The sequence below is a fragment of the Streptomyces sp. NPDC102406 genome, assembly GCF_044765725.1.
Classification (GTDB): domain Bacteria; phylum Actinomycetota; class Actinomycetes; order Streptomycetales; family Streptomycetaceae; genus Streptomyces.
Genome location: NZ_JBIWKP010000001.1, coordinates 1,165,269 through 1,181,400, shown reverse-complemented (window position 1 = coordinate 1,181,400; position 16,132 = coordinate 1,165,269). Strand labels below are relative to the sequence as shown.

The 16,132-nt window shown below is 70.4% G+C and carries 14 protein-coding genes and 1 pseudogene; 11 read left to right on the top strand and 4 right to left on the bottom strand.

The window, feature by feature from the left end; genetic code table 11:
* Positions 1–65: 65 nt before the first annotated feature.
* Positions 66–1,728 (bottom strand): annotated as a pseudogene (locus ACIRF8_RS05400) (MFS transporter); the annotation flags it as partial.
* A 109-nt stretch (positions 1,729–1,837) separates the two neighbouring features.
* Between ACIRF8_RS05400 and ACIRF8_RS05395 the strand changes: the two are divergent.
* The 7 genes from ACIRF8_RS05395 (at position 1,838) to ACIRF8_RS05365 (ending at position 9,610) form a co-directional block, all read left to right on the top strand.
* Positions 1,838–2,479 carry a TetR/AcrR family transcriptional regulator gene (locus ACIRF8_RS05395; RefSeq protein WP_404211065.1) on the top strand — a complete coding sequence of 214 codons (642 nt, stop codon included), beginning with the start codon at positions 1,838–1,840 and terminating at the stop codon, positions 2,477–2,479.
* Between the two features lie 182 nt (positions 2,480–2,661).
* A complete protein-coding gene (locus ACIRF8_RS05390) occupies positions 2,662–3,873 on the top strand; it encodes an alpha/beta hydrolase (RefSeq protein ID WP_404211063.1) in 1,212 nt (403 codons plus the stop codon).
* Between the two features lie 76 nt (positions 3,874–3,949).
* Positions 3,950–4,828, top strand: a complete 879-nt coding sequence (locus ACIRF8_RS05385) for a DUF4429 domain-containing protein (RefSeq protein ID WP_404211061.1) — start codon at positions 3,950–3,952, stop codon at positions 4,826–4,828.
* A 103-nt stretch (positions 4,829–4,931) separates the two neighbouring features.
* Positions 4,932–6,317 (top strand): sensor histidine kinase, encoded by a 1,386-nt coding sequence (locus ACIRF8_RS05380; RefSeq protein WP_404211059.1) that lies wholly within the window; start codon positions 4,932–4,934, stop codon positions 6,315–6,317.
* Between the two features lie 15 nt (positions 6,318–6,332).
* Entirely contained in the window at positions 6,333–7,007 is a 675-nt protein-coding gene (locus tag ACIRF8_RS05375) for a response regulator (protein WP_404211057.1), read from the top strand.
* Positions 7,008–7,253: 246 nt separating this feature from the next.
* Positions 7,254–8,384, top strand: a complete 1,131-nt coding sequence (locus ACIRF8_RS05370) for an alpha/beta hydrolase (protein ID WP_404211055.1) — start codon at positions 7,254–7,256, stop codon at positions 8,382–8,384.
* Positions 8,381–9,610 (top strand): acyltransferase, encoded by a 1,230-nt coding sequence (locus tag ACIRF8_RS05365; protein ID WP_404211053.1) that lies wholly within the window; start codon positions 8,381–8,383, stop codon positions 9,608–9,610. Before ACIRF8_RS05370 ends, ACIRF8_RS05365 begins: the two co-directional genes overlap by 4 nt.
* A 360-nt stretch (positions 9,611–9,970) precedes the next feature.
* Here the strand turns inward: ACIRF8_RS05365 and ACIRF8_RS05360 are convergent, their stop codons facing one another.
* Together ACIRF8_RS05360 and ACIRF8_RS05355 are read right to left on the bottom strand one after the other, a co-directional pair.
* Entirely contained in the window at positions 9,971–11,032 is a 1,062-nt protein-coding gene (locus tag ACIRF8_RS05360; protein ID WP_404211051.1) for an aldo/keto reductase, read from the bottom strand.
* Positions 11,029–11,550 (bottom strand): MerR family transcriptional regulator, encoded by a 522-nt coding sequence (locus ACIRF8_RS05355; protein WP_404211049.1) that lies wholly within the window; start codon positions 11,548–11,550, stop codon positions 11,029–11,031. Before ACIRF8_RS05355 ends, ACIRF8_RS05360 begins: the two co-directional genes overlap by 4 nt.
* Before the next feature lie 95 nt (positions 11,551–11,645).
* On the opposite strand from ACIRF8_RS05355, the gene ACIRF8_RS05350 reads away from it, so the two are divergent.
* The gene (locus ACIRF8_RS05350) at positions 11,646–12,131 is read left to right on the top strand and encodes a GNAT family N-acetyltransferase (RefSeq protein WP_404211047.1); all 486 of its coding nucleotides are present in this window, start codon (positions 11,646–11,648) and stop codon (positions 12,129–12,131) included.
* 10 nt (positions 12,132–12,141) lie between these two features.
* Entirely contained in the window at positions 12,142–12,951 is an 810-nt protein-coding gene (locus tag ACIRF8_RS05345; protein ID WP_404211045.1) for a serine hydrolase domain-containing protein, read from the top strand.
* A gap of 99 nt (positions 12,952–13,050) precedes the next feature.
* Here ACIRF8_RS05345 and ACIRF8_RS05340 read toward each other — a convergent pair whose 3' ends face one another.
* Positions 13,051–13,740, bottom strand: a complete 690-nt coding sequence (locus ACIRF8_RS05340) for a pirin family protein (RefSeq protein ID WP_404211043.1) — start codon at positions 13,738–13,740, stop codon at positions 13,051–13,053.
* A 130-nt stretch (positions 13,741–13,870) separates the two neighbouring features.
* Here ACIRF8_RS05340 and ACIRF8_RS05335 point away from each other — a divergent pair, with 130 nt between their 5' ends.
* Both ACIRF8_RS05335 and ACIRF8_RS05330 read left to right on the top strand, forming a co-directional pair.
* Entirely contained in the window at positions 13,871–15,103 is a 1,233-nt protein-coding gene (locus tag ACIRF8_RS05335) for a PucR family transcriptional regulator (RefSeq protein ID WP_404211042.1), read from the top strand.
* A gap of 89 nt (positions 15,104–15,192) precedes the next feature.
* On the top strand, positions 15,193–16,116 hold the full coding sequence (locus ACIRF8_RS05330) for an ACP S-malonyltransferase (RefSeq protein ID WP_404211040.1): 924 nt from the start codon (positions 15,193–15,195) through the stop codon (positions 16,114–16,116).
* Positions 16,117–16,132 lie beyond the last annotated feature (16 nt).

The window sequence follows — 16,132 nt, the reverse complement described above, 5'->3', positions numbered from 1 at the left end:
GGATAGTTCCCGGGGGCTTCCCTCACACGAGCGGTTTCAGCACGGTGTGCGCGGCTGAGGAGGGTGCCGGATTCAGCCGTTGAGCTGGGCTTCGGCACGAAGTCCGTTCGCGCGTCAGATGTGTGCGGCGCCCGCTCCCGCCGCATCCGCGTTGGCGCCGCGCTTGGTCAGCATCGCGACGAGCACCGCGACGACCGCCACCCCCGAGGCCACCAGGCAGGCCAGACTCATGCCGGAGATGAAGGTGTCGTGCGCGACGCCCGTGATCTTCTCGGCGAGCGCCGCCGGCGTACCGGGCGGCACCGGGGCGGCACCGACCTGCACGGCCTCGGATGCCTGGTCCAACTGGTTCGCGGAGAGCGGCGGGAGCTTGGCGTCCGCCCAGTTGCCCGCGAGGTCGTTGTCGACCTTCGACGCCATGACGGCGCCGAGGACGGCGGTGCCGAGGCTGCCACCGATCTGCATGGCGGCCTGCTGGAGGCCGCCGGCGACGCCGGACAGCTCCATCGGCGCGTTGCCCACGATGACCTCGGTGGCGCCCACCATGACGGGCGCGAGACCGAGGCCGAGCAGTCCGAACCAGACGGACATGATGCCGCTGCCGGTGCCCGCCTCCAGCGTGGACATGCCGTACATGGCGATGGCCGTGCACGCCATACCGCCCGCCAGCGGGATGCGCGGGCCGACCTTCGTGATCATCGCGCCCGCCAGCGGTGAGGCGACGATCATCATGCCGGTCAGCGGCAGCAGGTGCAGACCGCTGTCGATCGGGCTCATGCCGTGCACGTTCTGGAGGTAGAAGGTGACGAAGAAGAGGCCACCCATGAAAGCGATGGCCATGAGCACCATCAGCACCACACCGGCCGACAGCGGCACGGAGCGGAACAAGCCCAGCGGGATGAGCGGTTCGGCGACGCGGGTCTCCCAGAGTGCGAACAGTGCGAAACAGAGCACTGCCGCGGCCAGGAACGCCCACGTCAGACCGTCGCCCCAGCCCCATGACGGCGCCTTGATGAGGGCCCAGACCAAGCAGAACATCGCGCCGGACAACAGAACGATGCCGGGGATGTCGAAGGATCGCGGCGCGTTCTTGGCGCGGTGGTCCAGGAGGATGACGAGCCCGAGGACGAGTGCGAGGACACCCACAGGAACGTTGATGAAGAAGACGGACTGCCAGCTCACGTGCTCCACGAGCACGCCGCCGAGGATGGGGCCGCCCGCCGTCGAGGCGCCGATCACCATGCCCCAGATGCCGATCGCCATGTTCAGCTTCTCGGCGGGGAAGGTGGCGCGCAGCAGGCCGAGCGCGGCGGGCATGAGCAGCGCGCCGAACAGGCCCTGGAACACGCGGAACGTGACGACGAGCGCGATGCTGTCGGACAGGCCGATAGCCCCTGAGGCCGCGGCGAAACCGACCACGCCGATGAGGAAGGTCTGTCGGTGCCCGAAGCGGTCGCCGAGCTTGCCCGCGGTGATGAGGGTGACCGCGAGGGCGAGGAAGTAGCCGTTGGTGATCCACTGGACGTCGGCGAAGCTCGCGTCGAGGTCCTTCTGAATGGCCGGGTTGGCGATGGCGACGATGGTCCCGTCGAGGGCGACCATCATCACGCCTATCGCGACGGAGAAGAGCGTCAGCCAGGGGTGGCCGCGCAGCCCCTTGGCCGGTGCCGGGACGGGGTCGGGCTCCGGAACCCGGTCCGTCTTGTCGACAGTGGTCTGACTAGTCATACCTTGAGGCTAGTGACAGTCCCTGACAGTTGACAAAGCATTTCAGTAGTCGGTGGCTGTCAGGTCCCTCACACTACGATGGGCTGCGCAAACAGCCAGAAAGAGGACCATGGCGACGCGATTGAACCTGCGTGAACTCAAGAAGCAGCGCACCCGAGACGCCTTGCTGCGCTCCGCGCTCGAACTCTTCACGTCCCAGGGTTTCGACCGCACCACGGTCGATGAGATCGCCGAGGCCTGCGAGGTCTCTCAGCGCACCTTCTTCCGTTACTTCGCGAACAAGGAAGAGGCCGCTTTCGCGGTGCAGGAGATGGTGGAGTCCCGTTTCGTCGCCGCGCTACGAGAACGCCCCGCCGAGGAGGGCCCGTTCGAGGCGCTGCGGCACACCGTCCTCGGTACGTGGGAGGCGCTGAGCCGCTCGGTGGAGGAGGTCATTCCGGTCGAACTCCACATGCGCACGTACCAGATGATCGAGTCGACACCGGTCCTGCTCGCCGCCCATCTGCGCCGCTCCAGCGAGCTGGAGGAAGAGATCGCGCGCGTGATCGCCGAGCGGGAGGGGCTCGATGTGGACGCCGATCCGCGGCCACGCGTGGCGGTGGCCGCGTTCAGCGGGGTGATGCGCATGACGGGTCGCCTGTGGGGTGCCGGGGAGGACGCGAGCGTCGACGCCATCCGCGCACTCACCGAGTCATATCTCGACCACCTGAAGCCGTCACTGGGCGAGCGATGGAGTCATGACGCGGTGTGAGCGACGCGGGCGCCCCCACGCGACACGGTCTGTCCACGCGCGCGTAGGGCGCCCAGCTTCCTCACAGAGCGTGAACGTCTGTCGAGCAACCGCGTTTACCATTACCCGATTAGGCTGCGGAAAACGTGATCTGCCTCACCCGTGGCACGGTGGTCCGTGTGCTTCTCCTAGGGTGTCCCGCAGTGACTTCCTTCGACTCTCCCCCACAGCTCAACGTCTGGCGCGCGCTGCTTGCGCTGGCCGTCGTGTTCATCATGTTGGCCACCACCGGATGGACCGCGGTGCGTCATCACCGGAACGAGGCATCGCCGCTCCGGGCCGCGCTCACCGCATGGGAGCACGGCAGCCTGAACGGACATGCCCTGCCCGCGCCCGACGGTTCCCCGACTCGCCTCGCACACTTCTTCGCCTCGCTCCCGCCCCACCAGCGCGGTCGCCTCGCCGCCCGTTACCCTCTCGCGGTCGGCAACATGAACGGCGCACCCGTCGAGCTGCGTTATCGCGCGAACAGACTCGCCCTGGACAAGGCCCGCAAGGTCGAGGCCAAACGCGTCCATGACATCCGGTTGTCCGAACGCGGCCACGCCGACGCCAAGCAGCGCATGAAGCGCTTCGCGCTCCTGAGCCGCCCCGACCGCAAGATCCTCGCCTTCGACCCCCTGGGCAACGGCCGGGTCGCCGAGGTCTTCGGTGACCTCGACACAGCGGAACGCGTCTCCGTGGTGGTGCCGGGCGTCGACACGAACGTGCTGACCTTCCAGCGCACCTTCCGCAAGTACTCGGCTCCGGTGGGCATGGCACGCTCGCTGTACGCAGCCGAGCGCGCGGTGAGCCCGCACATCCGTACCGCGGTCATCGCCTGGGCCGACTACACGGCCCCTGTCGGCCTGGGCGTGGACGCTGCCACGTCGATGCGCGCCGACGACGGTGCTGTCCGGCTCAACGCGACGCTGCGCGGTCTGCCCGGCCGCTCCCCCATCACCCTGTACTGCCACAGCTACGGGTCCGTGGTGTGCGGTGTGGCGGCGCGCCACCTGCCGTCGCGGGTCAGCGACATCACGGTCGCCGGCAGCCCCGGCATGCGGGCCGAGAACGCCGCGGACCTGGGCACCCACGCGCGCGTGTGGGCGACCCGAGACAGGGACGACTGGATCCAGGACGTGCCGTACATGGAGGTGGGCGGTCTCGGGCACGGCGCCGACCCCGTCTCCTCGGGCTTCGGAGCACGGGTCATCTCCTCGGCCGACGCCAAGGGGCACACCGGTTACTTCGCCCCGGGCACCGAGAGTCTCAGCAACTTCGCCGAGATCGGGACTGGCTCGTACCGATCGGTGCGGTGCGCGGACGCGGATCCGCACTGTCAGGAGGGTTTTTCCGGTAGCGCCTCCGCCTGACGCGCGTAGAAATCGGTGGAACAGTGGTCCGACGCAACAGGCGACGGAGGGGCGCGTGCCGCATACGATGAGCCGCATGGGTGACGTACTGGCCGGATTTCATGCCGCCTGGGAGTTCGAGTCCGACTCCGTGCTCATCCGCTTCGAACGGGGGATCCGCACGCCGAAGCTGTTCCAGGCGCTCGGCGAGCGCCGCATCCCGCTGGAAGCGATAGCGGCGGTGACGCTGACGCCCGGCAAGCGCGGCACTGTGGTGCTGCACGCCGTGCCGAGACCGGGCGCCGATCCGCTGATGGATGCCGCGGCGGGCCAGCTCAAGGAGGGCAGCGACCCTTACCGTCTGGTCCTGCCCGCCGAGCGGCAGACGCTCGCCGAGTACTACCTGGACGAATTGCGCGGCAGGCTGGTCGACGAGGGAGACGTCAGACCGGACAGGTATCTGGTGGCTCCGCCCGAGGCTCCGCTCCAGTTCAAGGCGTATGACGGCAAGGCGTCCTTCGACGGTGCCTCTGTGTCCTTCCGCTGGTTCTGGACGGGAGCCTCGTCCGCGAAGTGGAAGGCCGGGGACAAGACGTTCCCTGTCGCTGATCTGAGCGGGGTGGAGTGGCGTTCTCCGGAGCTGTTCGAGGGGCACTTGCGCCTTCTGCACCGTGAAGCGGCCGACGAGCAGCCGGGGCAGGCCGACCAGGACCCGGCCGCCGTGGTCTTCGGACTCGGGTACGGGCCGGTGCACGAGTCGCTGCCCTTCGCCGCCTCGGTCCTGGCCGCCGTACGGTCCACGAGTCCCGCGCCGTCGTCCGCCGGTCCCTTGCGCGCCGGATCCGCGTCCGTCGTCCGTCGCGATCCGGCGGACATCGCCGAGCGCATCCGCCACCTCGGTGAGCTGCATCAAGCGGGTCTGGTCACGGACGCGGAGTTCGCGACGAAGAAGACTGAGCTGCTCGCCGAGCTGTGACGGCCGGGCGTCCCCCGCGGGTGCTGATACCTGGGTATGAGGCGCGGTTGAGCACCCCGGTATGACGGCACGCCCTGGGGTCATTGCCTACGCTGATCGGGCGATGAGCACTCAACCGCCTCCTCCCGGCCATGCCCCCCGCCCTCCGGACGAAGAGTCCGGGCGTGGAGGGCGCCGCGCCGTGCCCCGGATTCTGGGCCGCGATTCTCGCGGTGTCGGAGCCCGACTGGTGGCGGCCGGATCCGCGCTCACGGTCGCCGTGGGCGGTGACCGCTCCGAGCCGCTGCTGGCCAAGGCGCCCAAGGCGTGGATGCGACTGCTGCCTTATCTGGTGGCGCTGAGCTTCGTCGCGGTGCTCATCCCGGTCACCACGCAGGTGCTCTCGAACGACTACGGGGTCAACGGCGGACTGGCCGGTGCCATCGGTGTCGCACAGTCCGCGCCCTTGCTTCTCGCGGTAAGCCGTCCCCTGGCCGCCTGGTACATCGTGATCGTCGCCGCCGTGCTGGGCACGATCCCGCTGTTCCACGGCGACGCGCACCACCCCTCGCCATGGACGCCCATGATCGTCGTCGGCTACGTGGTGCTGTGCATAGCCCTCGCGTTGCGGGAGAGCCGCCGCACTCTCATCCGCATCTGGCTGGTCACCGTTGTGGTCAGCATCGCCCTCGGCATGCTCCGCGACAGGTCCAGCCAGGACACGGGCGTCCTGCTCATCGTCCTGAGCGGCGGAGTGCTGCTGCTGGGAGCCCTGTTGAGAGAGCGAGGCGAGACCCGGCGCAAGCTCGTGGAGCAGGAGACGATCAGCGAGGCCGAGCGGACCCGCCGCACGCTGCTGGAGGAACGGGCCAGGATCGCCCGCGAGTTGCACGACGTCGTGGCACATCACATGTCGGTGATAACGGTGCAGGCCGACTCCGCGCCCTACCGGCTTCACGAGCTGACCGACGAGGCCCGCTCGGAGTTCGCGTCCATCGCCGCGGGCGCACGTGAGTCGCTGACCGAGATGCGGCGCCTCCTGGCCGTCCTCCGCAGCGAGGACACACAGGGCGATCTGGCACCGCAGCCCGGCATCGCGCATCTGCGACAACTGGTGGAGGCGACCATACGAGGCGGGGTGCCCGCCGAATTGTCCTATCCGGAGTTGGCCCTCGTGGCCCAACTGGCCGACGTGCCGCCTACGGTGGATCTTTCCGCGTACCGCATCGTGCAGGAGGCCCTCTCGAACGTGGTGCGGCATGCGCCGGGTGCGCGCACACAAATCTCGATCGGCCTGGACGAGGACGCCCTGCTGGTGATCGTGGTCAACGGGCCGGCCCCGGAGCCCGCCTCCCCTCTCGAGTCCACGGGCACGGGGCACGGGCTGGTGGGGATGCGTGAACGCGTACGGTTGGTCGGCGGCACGCTGGACGTGGGGCCGCTGCGTGCCGGGGGTTTCCGTGTCGCCGCCCGGCTTCCGCTGAGCGTGCCCGACTCCCCTCCGGCGTAAAGGAACTCCGCACGTATGACCATCCGCGTGATCATCGTCGACGACCAGAGCATGGTGCGGGCGGGCTTCGCCGCGCTTCTCTCCGCCCAGAGCGACATCGACGTCGTGGGTGACGCCTCGGACGGCAGACAGGGTGTCGAGGTCAGTCGGTCCACTCACCCCGACGTGGTCCTCATGGACGTGCGCATGCCCGAGATGGACGGACTGGCGGCCACACGCGAGCTGCTCGATCCGCCGCCAGGAGTGGTGCACCGCCCCAAGGTGCTCATGCTCACCACCTTCGACGTGGACGACTATGTGTACGCCGCGCTGCGCGCCGGCGCATCCGGCTTCCTGCTGAAGGACGCGCCGCCCGCCGATCTGATCTCCGCCGTGCGCGTCGTCGCGGCCGGGGAGGCGCTGCTCGCCCCGACCGTCACCAAGCGGCTCATCGAGGACTTCGCCAAGACCCGGCCGACGCGCAGGGACCGCTCCTCGCGGCTCAAGGGCCTGACACCCCGTGAGCTGGAGGTTCTGGAGCTGATCGCGCGCGGCCTCTCCAACCAGGAGATCGCCGGGAAGCTGGTCCTGGCCGAGCAGACCGTGAAGACCCATATCGGGCGCTTACTGGCGAAGTTGGGGCTGCGCGACCGGGCGCAGTTGGTGATCTTCGCCTACGAGTCCGGACTCATCACGCCCGGCGATCAGTAACTACTCATACCCGAGTACCGGTTCGCCGGACGTCTTCCAGCCCTCGGGGCGGCTGCCCTCAAGGCCCAACCCCCGTAGTGGCACCTCGTCGTGCCAGATCAGCGCGGCGGAAATGCACCACCCCCTACTGCGGTATGAGACACGGATACCCCAGTAGCAAGCGCGAGTTGGCTCCGCGGTGTGACGTGTCGACCTAAGCCGTCTCTCTACCTTCCCCTCGTCAAGCCAACGGAGGGGAGACGGGCGATGGGCCTGGGTTCTTGGAAACGACGTGGTCGCCGCACTTTGGTCGCCGCCGCACTCACGACGACGATCGCCGCGGGCACGACGGGCTGGGCATCGGGCCATGAGCAGCGTCCGCTCACCGGCCCGCCGCCGGGTACCGCGTCGTGGCGCGCGGACGACACGCTGGGGACGCCACTGCCCGACCCCGCGACCGCGAGCCCCGCGAGTATGGCTGCCTTCTTCCATGGGTTGAGCGCGAGGCAGCAGCACGAGCTGGCCGCCCGCCATCCGTCGGTCGTCGGCAACCTGGACGGCGCGCCGATCCCGCTGCGCTACGAGGCCAACGCCCGGGCGTTGCGGGCTCAGAAAGCCCGGGCCCGCGCCGACGCGCAGGACACGACACTGACCCCGCAGGCGCGGGCGACGGCACGCGCTCTGGCCGAGCGGTGCGCCGATCTCCTCGCTCCGGACCGGCGGATACTCGCCTTCGACCCGCGCGGTCGAGGTCAAGTGGCCGAAGTGCAAGGGGACGTGCGCACCGCCGCACACGTTTCGGTGATCGTTCCGGGATCCGACATCGACCTCAGTTCGTTCGACCGGACCAACGATGTGTACGGGACGCCCGCCGGCATGGCGGACTCCCTGTACGCGGCGGGGGGTGGGCGTACGGCCGTGGTGGCGTGGGTCGGTTACACCACGCCGGTCGGCCTGGGGCCGGACGCCGCCACGGGCCGTCTCGCCGAGGCGGGAGCGCCTCGCCTGGCCCGCTTCGTGCAGGGCCTCACCGCCGTCGGCACACCGGAGCCGACCGTCTTCTGCCACAGCTACGGGTCGGTGGTGTGCGGGCTCGCCGCGTCCCGGCTGCCCGCCTCGGACCTGGTGGTTCTCGGTTCTCCCGGCCTGCGCGCCGACAGCGTGTCCGATCTTCATACGCGGGCCCGTGTGTGGGCGGCGCGCAACGACAGCGACTGGATCTCCAGGGTGCCCCACGTCGAGTTGCTGGGGCTGGGGCACGGGACCGACCCCACCGACCCCGCGTTCGGAGCCCGACGGGTGCCCGCCGAGCGCGCCCAGGGCCACACCGGCTACTTCGCGCCCGGCACCGATTCGCTGCGCGCTTTCACCGACATCGCCACCGGAGCCTCCTCATGACCCTCGCTGCCCTGCGCTCCTCCACCGCCTCTGCTGTCGCCTCCATCGACCGGAGGACTCCCGCTCACCGTGACCGGGCGGTCGACGGGCTGCGCGCTCTGGCCCTGCTCGCCGTCCCGACCGGCCATTGGCTCCTCGGAGGCTTCACCCTGGACAGCCGAGGTGCCCTGCACAACGCGAGTCCGCTGTCCACGTTCGGCTTCTTCGCACCGCTGAGCTGGGTGTTGCAGATGCTCGGCGTCTTCTTCCTCGTGGGCGGATACGCGTCGGTCCTCTCCTACCGCCGGGCGCAGGAGCGGGGCGTGCCGACGGGACACTGGCTCCGTGGCCGACTGACCCGGCTCGGCCGACCGGTGCTGGGAGTGACGGCTGTCTGGGCCGCACTGATCCCGGTGCTGTACGCCCTCGGCGTGCCGGGGACGACGCTGCGGACTGGTTCCACACTGGTGATACAGCCGCTCTGGTTCGTCGGGGTCTACACGGTGATCACCGCGCTCACGCCTTGGTGCATACGAGCCTCCAACCGGCTCGGTGCCTGGGCCGCGGCACCGCTCCTGGCCTCGGTCGCCGCTGTCGACTTCCTTCGGTACGGGCCTTTCGCATCGGCGATGCCGTCCTGGTTGAGCCTGCTGAATCTGCTGCCGGGCTGGATGTTCGCCTACCAACTGGGCGTCTGCTGGAGCGAGAAGAGGCTCGGCAAGCGCGGTGCGTGGGTGCTGCTCGTCGGGGGGACAGCACTGTTCGCGGCGCTGCTGCTCGCCTTTCACTACCCGGCATCGATGGTCGGGGTACCGGGCGAGGCCAGGACCAACTCCCATCCGCCGTCGCTCCTGGTCCTCGCGCTGGCGGCCGCGCAGAGCGGCGCCGCGATACTGCTGCGGGACCGCATCGGCCGTCTGTTGCGTCGGCCCGCGCTGTGGGCTCCGGTCGTGGTGATCAACCTGTCGGCGATGACCATTCTGTGCTGGCACCAGACGGCGTTGCTCGCGGCGGCGGTCCCGGCATCCTTCGCCGGGTCGATACAGGGCCTGACCGCGGGTCCGAGCACGCTGGCCTGGATAGCGGCCCGTCTCGCGTGGCTGCCCCTGTTCGGGGTGCTGCTCGTCCTGATAGGGCGCCATGCGCGGGGCTTCGAATCGCCCTGGAAGCAGGTGAGCCGGGGGCGCCGGGCCCTGGCCGGGCTGCTCGCCGCCGCATTCGCGGTGTTCGCGCTGGGGCTGGCGTGACGGGGCCGGTCGTTCCGCGCGGCCTGGGTCGGACGGCCCGGGCGGAGGGAGCGGACCGGAACAGAGCCGGCGAAGCGGACCGGGTCCCGAGCCCACCCGCCGGGCCGTCGGGGCCACCCCGCAGACCCTGGGCGCCGCACCGCAGGCCGTGGGGGCCACTCGTCGGGCCGTGGGGCCACTCGTCAGGCGACCGTCGAGCAGGCCGTTGGCCGGGCGCTGGAGGCCGGTGGGGCTGGGCGGTCGGAGTCCCCCGTTCTCTCCGTCCGGACGACGGAGGGGCCGGGCGCAAGGTGTCGGTCGTCCCCCGCCCTCCGTCCAGGCGCCCGACGGCGGCCGGTAGCCGTGCGGAGGTCGCTGTGGTTATTCGCGGCCCGCCGAAGTGAAGGACATGTCGGCGTAGCGGTCACCGGACACCTGGGAGGCGATGGGTGCGAGAAGGGCCAGGTCTTCCTCGGTGAGGGTGATGCGGGTCGCCGCGGTGTTCTCCTCGACGCGGCTGCGCTTGCGGGTACCGGGGATGGGGACGACGGGAAGCCCGAAGAGTTCGGCCTGTCGCTGCAACCAGGCCAGGGCGATCTGGCCGGGGGAGGCCCCGTGTGCGTCCGCGACCTTGCGGACCGGTTCGAGGAGGGCCGCGTTGGCGGCGGCGTTGGCGCCGGTGAACCGGGGTTGTCGGCGGCGGAAGTCGTCCTCGGCCAGCTCCTTGTCGGCGCTGACGAAGGCACCGGTGAGGAACCCGCGTCCGAGCGGCGAGTAGGGGACGAGCGCGACACCGAGTTCGGCGGCGGCCGGCACCACCGACCGCTCGATGTCCCGGCTGAACAGCGACCATTCGGACTGCACGGCGGCGATCGGGTGGACGGTGTGAGCGGCGCGCAGTTCGTCGGCGGTGACCTCGCTGAGGCCGAGGTGCTTGACCTTGCCGGCGGTGACGAGTTCGGCCATCGCGCCGACCGTCTCCTCGATGGGCACCTCGGGGTCACGGCGGTGCATGTAGTACAGGTCGACCGAATCGACACCCAGCCGCTGGAGGCTGGAGTCGATGCAGGTCCTGATGTAGGCGGGGTGGTTGTTGATGACGCGCTTGTAAGGGGCGCTGGGATCAAGCCCGAGGGCGAACTTGGTGGCCAGGACGATCTCGTCCCGGTGTGCCTTGACGAAAGGAGCCAGAAACCGCTCGTTCTCTCCGGCGCCGTAGACGTCGGCGGTGTCGTACAAGGTGACACCGAGTTCCAGGGACCGCTCCAGGGTGGCTCGCGCCTCGTCGGTGTCGGTCGGACCGTAGGCCCAGCTCATGCCCATGCAGCCGAGGCCCTGAACGCCCACCACGGGCCCGTTGTTTCCCAACTCAACAGTGGCGATGCGCTCTTCGGCGGGGGCGCGTCCCTCGTCCGTCCGCGGCGTCGACTCCGTGCCGGTCATGCGGCTCCTGTCCTGTCCGGCGCCGGCTCGGCGCCCGCATAGAAGTTGATCTTGTGGTCGAGTACGGCCAAGGTGTCCTCGAGTTCGGCCATGCGGTTCAGGACGTCGCGGCGGGTCGCCTCCAGGAGTTCGCGGCGCTCCCCGAAGGTCTGGTCGCCGAGGCGGACGAGTTCGGCGTAGCGGACCATGTGGGCGACCGGCATGCCGGTGAGCCGCAGTTTGCCCACGAAGGCGAGCCAGTCCAGGTCGCGGTTGGTGTAGCGGCGCTGGCCGGTATGCGAGCGATCGACGTCGGGCATCAGGCCGATCCGCTCGTACCAGCGCAGGGTGTGCGCGGTCAGCCCGGTGAAGGCGACGACTTCACTGATCGTGTACCGGTCCTGGCCGGTCGGACGCGGGTGGGCGCCGGGCGCCGAGGCGCAGGCGTCGACCCTGGTACGACCGATCTCCGCTCGGTCGACCTGGGTACGACCGGCCGTGGTCGGGTTGGGTGCGGGCGGGGTCTCCATCACCGTCATGCCTCCCACGCTAGAACCTTGGAGTGCGCTCCAAGCAAGCGATCTCGGGGAATTCCCGGCGACAGCCGGGTGGCCTCCGCACTACGGTGCGGATCATGCCCCTCGTTCGCCGCGCCGTCCCCGGGGACGCCGAAGAGCTGGTCCGGCTGCGCGAGATCATGCTCGCCTCGATGAATCGCAGCGCCGCCGATACCCCCAGCACCGATGCGAGCTGGCAGCCGACCACGATCGCCGTTCTGCGTTCCCGCCTCGCCGACCCGGGGGGCGAGTTGGCGGCGTTCGTCATCGACGCCCCGGCGGAGGCGGGGCGTCTCGCGGCCTGCGCGACGGGAGCGATCCACCGCGGGCTGGGTGCCCCGGGCAACCCCTCCGGCACCTCCGGGCACGTCTTCAACGTGTGCACCGACCCGGAGTACCGGCGCAAGGGCTACTCGCGCGCCTGCATGGAGGCGCTTCTGGGGTGGTACCGGGAGCGCGGCGTGCGACGGATCGATCTGCACGCGACGGATCAGGGGGAGCCGCTGTACACGTCGCTCGGGTTCACCCGCACCCCCTCACCCGCGATGAGGCTGACGCTTTAGGCTCGTACGTATGCAGAGCCTCGCGTTGATCGAGAACTGGCCGGTCCCGACCGCCGCCGCAGCCGTCGTCCGGGCGGACGGCACGGTGCTGGGCACGCACGGCCCCACGGCCCACCGTTTCCCGCTGGCCTCGGTCACCAAGCCGCTCGCGGCCTACGCGGCACTCGTCGCGTACGAGGAAGGGGCGATTGAGCTCGACGATCCGGCCGGCCCCGAGGGATCGACGGTGCGGCATCTGCTGGCGCACACCAGTGGGCTCGCCTTCGACGAGCACAGGACGACCTCGGCGCCGGGGACACGGCGGTTGTACTCGAACGCGGGCTTCGAGGCGCTCGGGGACCACATCGAGAAGGCGACGGACATCCCGTTCGCCGAGTATCTGCGGCAGGCCGTGCTCGAACCCCTCGGGATGACGGCGACCACGCTCGACGGCTCGCCCGCGAAGGACGGAGTGTCGACGGTGGAGGACCTGGTGCGGTTCGCCGCGGAGGTACAGGCGCCGCGGCTGCTCGATCCGCGGACCGTGGCCGAGGCGATGACGGTGCAGTACCCGGGGACGAAGGGGGTGCTGCCGGGTTACGGGCACCAGAACCCGAACGACTGGGGGCTCGGCTTCGAGGTCCGGGACCACAAGTCGCCGCATTGGACGGGCAGTTCCTCGTCGCCGCGAACGTTCGGGCACTTCGGGCAGTCCGGCACGTTCCTGTGGATCGACCCGGCCGCCGGGGTGGCGTGTGTCGCCCTTACGGACCGGGCGTTCGGGCCCTGGGCGGCCGAGGTGTGGCCGCCGTTCACCGACGCGGTCCTCGCCGAACTCTGACGCGGCCCACCCGGGCCGGACCGGACCCGCGCCCCCTCCTCCGCCCCCCGCTCCCTCGCTCCCCCCGCTCCCCCGCTCTGCCCACATTCAGCCGCCCGTCTACCTCAGCTCCCCCCTCCCCCTCTTCTCCCCCATCTCCCTCATCTCCCAGATCAACAGGTGCGCCTCCTCGGTCGCCAGCGCCTCGGGCCCTGTCGGCTCGGTGATCCGGGCGGCGTCGCCCTGCCGCAACCGCGTGTTCCCGAGCCGGACTTCGCCGTGCACGACGTGGAGGTAGACGTACGGGGCTGTGGGCAGTTCCGTCCGTTCGCCCTCGGCCAGACGCCGGACATGGAGCATCGCGCCGGCCGCGGGGACGTCGTAGGGCGTCGAGTCGGCGATGCCGTGCACCACTTCGTACGCGGGGTCGCCGCCCGGGTCGCGCGGGGCCAGCCACATCTGGATGAAGGTGAGGGGGTCGGTCCCGTCGTTGCGTTCGACGTGGCGGACGCCGCCGCCGGAGCTGAGGTGCTGGACGTCGCCGGGCCGCACGACGGACGCATGGCCGGTGGAGTCGCGGTGGGTGAGTTCGCCGGAGACGACCCAGGTGACGATCTCGGTGTGGCTGTGGGGGTGTTCGTCGAAGCCCGCGCCGGGAGCGAGGCGTTCCTCGTTGCAGGCGAGGATCGCGCCGAAGCGCAGGTTGTCCGGGTCGTAGTGCGGGCCGAAGGAGAAGGCGTGGAAGGACTGGATCCCCGCGCCGGGTTCGCCTCCGGGATAGCGGTCGCCGGAGCGACGTACATCAATCACGCGTTACACGGTAGTCCCCGGGCACGCGCGGTGCGGCGGCCTTGGCGCAGCCCTGGTTTCCGGCCGTCCGCGGCGGTCGCCCCGGACCCTCCACTCCGCTGAGGCGTCCCGGTAAGGCAGTCTTGTCCCCGTGCCCCAATCGGAATCAGCGCAGACTTCAGCGAACGAATCAGCGGACCGCCGTCCGGGCGCCCGTGCGGATCCCCACCCGCACTCGGCGACCCTGAAGCGCCTGGAGAAGTCCTCCGGGGCGCTTGCCGCGCAGGCGATCACGCGCATGGACGAGACGCTGTCCTGGTACCGGGCCATGCCACCGGAGAACCGGTCGTGGATCGGGCTCGTGGCGCAGGCGGGTATCGCCGCGTTCACCGAGTGGTTCCGGCGCCCGGACACCCCGCAGGCCATCTCGACGGACGTGTTCGGGACGGCGCCGCGGGAACTGACCCGGGCGATCACGTTGCGCCAGACCGTGGAGATGGTGCGCACGACGATCGAGGTCATGGAGTCGGCCATCGACGAGGTGGCCGCGCCCGGCGACGAGAGCGTGCTGCGCGAGGCGCTGCTCGTGTATGCGAGGGAGATCGCGTTCGCGACCGCCCAGGTGTACGCGCAGGCGGCGGAGGCGCGGGGTGCGTGGGACGCGCGCCTGGAGTCGCTCGTGGTGAACGCGGTGCTCTCCGGGGAGGCCGACGAGGGAGCGATCAGCCGGGCGGCGGCGCTGGGCTGGAACTCGCCCGAGCATGTGTGCGTGGTCCTCGGCACGGCTCCCGACGGCGACAGCGAGCTGACCGTCGAGGCGATCCGGCGGGCGTCGCGCCACGCCAAGCTCCAGGTGCTGACCGGGGTGCTCGGGGCCCGGCTCGTGGTGATCGCGGGCGGCAGCGACAATCCGCTGGCGGTGGCGAAGTCGCTGATCGGGCCGTTCGCGGCGGGGGCCGTGGTCGCCGGTCCCGTGGTGCCCGACCTGCTGGCCGCCACCCGGTCCGCCCAGGCCGCGGCCGCCGGACTCAAGGCGTGCGGTGCCTGGCAGGACGCTCCCAGGCCGGTGCTGGCGGACGATCTGCTTCCGGAGCGCGCGATCGCGGGAGACCCCTCCGCGCGGGAGCAGTTGGTGGAGGAGATCTACAGACCGCTGGAGGAAGCGGGCTCGGCTCTTCTGGAGACGCTCAGCGTCTATCTGGAGCAGGCGAGCAGCTTGGAGGGCGCGGCGCGGATGCTCTTCGTGCACCCCAACACCGTCCGCTACCGGCTCCGACGTGTGACGGACGTCACCGGCTGGTCGCCGTCGGACGTCCGCTCGGCGTTCACGCTGCGCATCGCGCTCATCCTGGGGCGCTTGGCCGACGCCGATCCTCAGTCATAGGCTTTTGTCGGGGGTCTACAATTCCCCCTTCGGTTCTTCGTCCCTGTCCCCACGGGCGGCCCGACCCTTCCACAAGAGAGAGTGTGAGAGTGCTCGTACTCGTCGCTCCCGGCCAAGGCGCTCAGACGCCCGGCTTCCTGACTCCCTGGCTCGACCTTCCCGGCGCGGCCGACCGCCTCGCCGCCTGGTCCGACGCCATCGGACTCGACCTTGCCCACTACGGCACGCAGGCCGACGCGGACGCGATCCGTGACACGGCCGTGGCCCAGCCGCTCCTTGTCGCGGCCGGGCTTCTGTCGGCGTCGGCCCTCGGCGATGTCACGCCGGGCGCGGTGGCGGGGCACAGTGTCGGTGAGATCACCGCGGCCGCGTTCGCCGGGGTGCTCGACGACACCGCCGCTCTGCGCCTCGTGCGCGGGCGCGGACTGGCCATGGCCGAGGCCGCCGCGGTCACGCGGACCGGCATGTCGGCGCTGCTCGGCGGTGACCCCGAGGTCACCGTGGCACACCTGGAGAAGCTGGGCCTGACCCCGGCGAACGTGAACGGGGCGGGACAGATCGTGGCCGCCGGCACGCTCGAGGAGCTGGCCGCGCTGGAGGCCGACAAGCCCGAGGGGGTGCGTCGCGTGGTGCCGTTGAAGGTGGCGGGCGCGTTCCACACCCGGCACATGGGCCCGGCGGTGGCGAAGCTGGAGGAGGCGGCGAAGGGACTGGCCCCGGCCGACCCCACGGTCGCGTACGTCTCGAACAAGGACGGCAAGACGGTCGCGACCGGAGCCGAGGTGCTCTCCCGCCTGGTCGGGCAGGTCGCGAACCCGGTCCGCTGGGATCTGTGCATGGAGACGTTCAAGGAGCTCGGCGTGACCGCGCTCGTCGAGGTGTGCCCGGGCGGCACCCTCACCGGCCTCGCCAAGCGCGCGCTGCCCGGAGTGAAGACCCTCGCCCTGAAGACCCCCGACGACCTCGACGCGGCCCGCGCCCTGATCGCCGAAGCCTCCCACGCAACGGCCTGACAAGGAGACCGAGCAG

What these genes read in the sequence shown, in the direction of transcription:
- ACIRF8_RS05370 (WP_404211055.1), top strand. Translation starts at nt 7,254, where the DNA reads ATGGGCCTGGGTTCTTGGAAACGACGTGGTCGCCGCACTTTGGTCGCC.
- ACIRF8_RS05365 (WP_404211053.1), top strand. Translation starts at nt 8,381, where the DNA reads ATGACCCTCGCTGCCCTGCGCTCCTCCACCGCCTCTGCTGTCGCCTCC.
- ACIRF8_RS05345 (WP_404211045.1), top strand. Translation starts at nt 12,142, where the DNA reads ATGCAGAGCCTCGCGTTGATCGAGAACTGGCCGGTCCCGACCGCCGCC.
- ACIRF8_RS05375 (WP_404211057.1), top strand. Translation starts at nt 6,333, where the DNA reads ATGACCATCCGCGTGATCATCGTCGACGACCAGAGCATGGTGCGGGCG.
- ACIRF8_RS05380 (WP_404211059.1), top strand. Translation starts at nt 4,932, where the DNA reads ATGAGCACTCAACCGCCTCCTCCCGGCCATGCCCCCCGCCCTCCGGAC.
- ACIRF8_RS05360 (WP_404211051.1), bottom strand. Translation starts at nt 11,032, where the DNA reads ATGACCGGCACGGAGTCGACGCCGCGGACGGACGAGGGACGCGCCCCC.
- ACIRF8_RS05395 (WP_404211065.1), top strand. Translation starts at nt 1,838, where the DNA reads ATGGCGACGCGATTGAACCTGCGTGAACTCAAGAAGCAGCGCACCCGA.
- ACIRF8_RS05385 (WP_404211061.1), top strand. Translation starts at nt 3,950, where the DNA reads ATGGGTGACGTACTGGCCGGATTTCATGCCGCCTGGGAGTTCGAGTCC.
- ACIRF8_RS05355 (WP_404211049.1), bottom strand. Translation starts at nt 11,550, where the DNA reads ATGACGGTGATGGAGACCCCGCCCGCACCCAACCCGACCACGGCCGGT.
- ACIRF8_RS05350 (WP_404211047.1), top strand. Translation starts at nt 11,646, where the DNA reads ATGCCCCTCGTTCGCCGCGCCGTCCCCGGGGACGCCGAAGAGCTGGTC.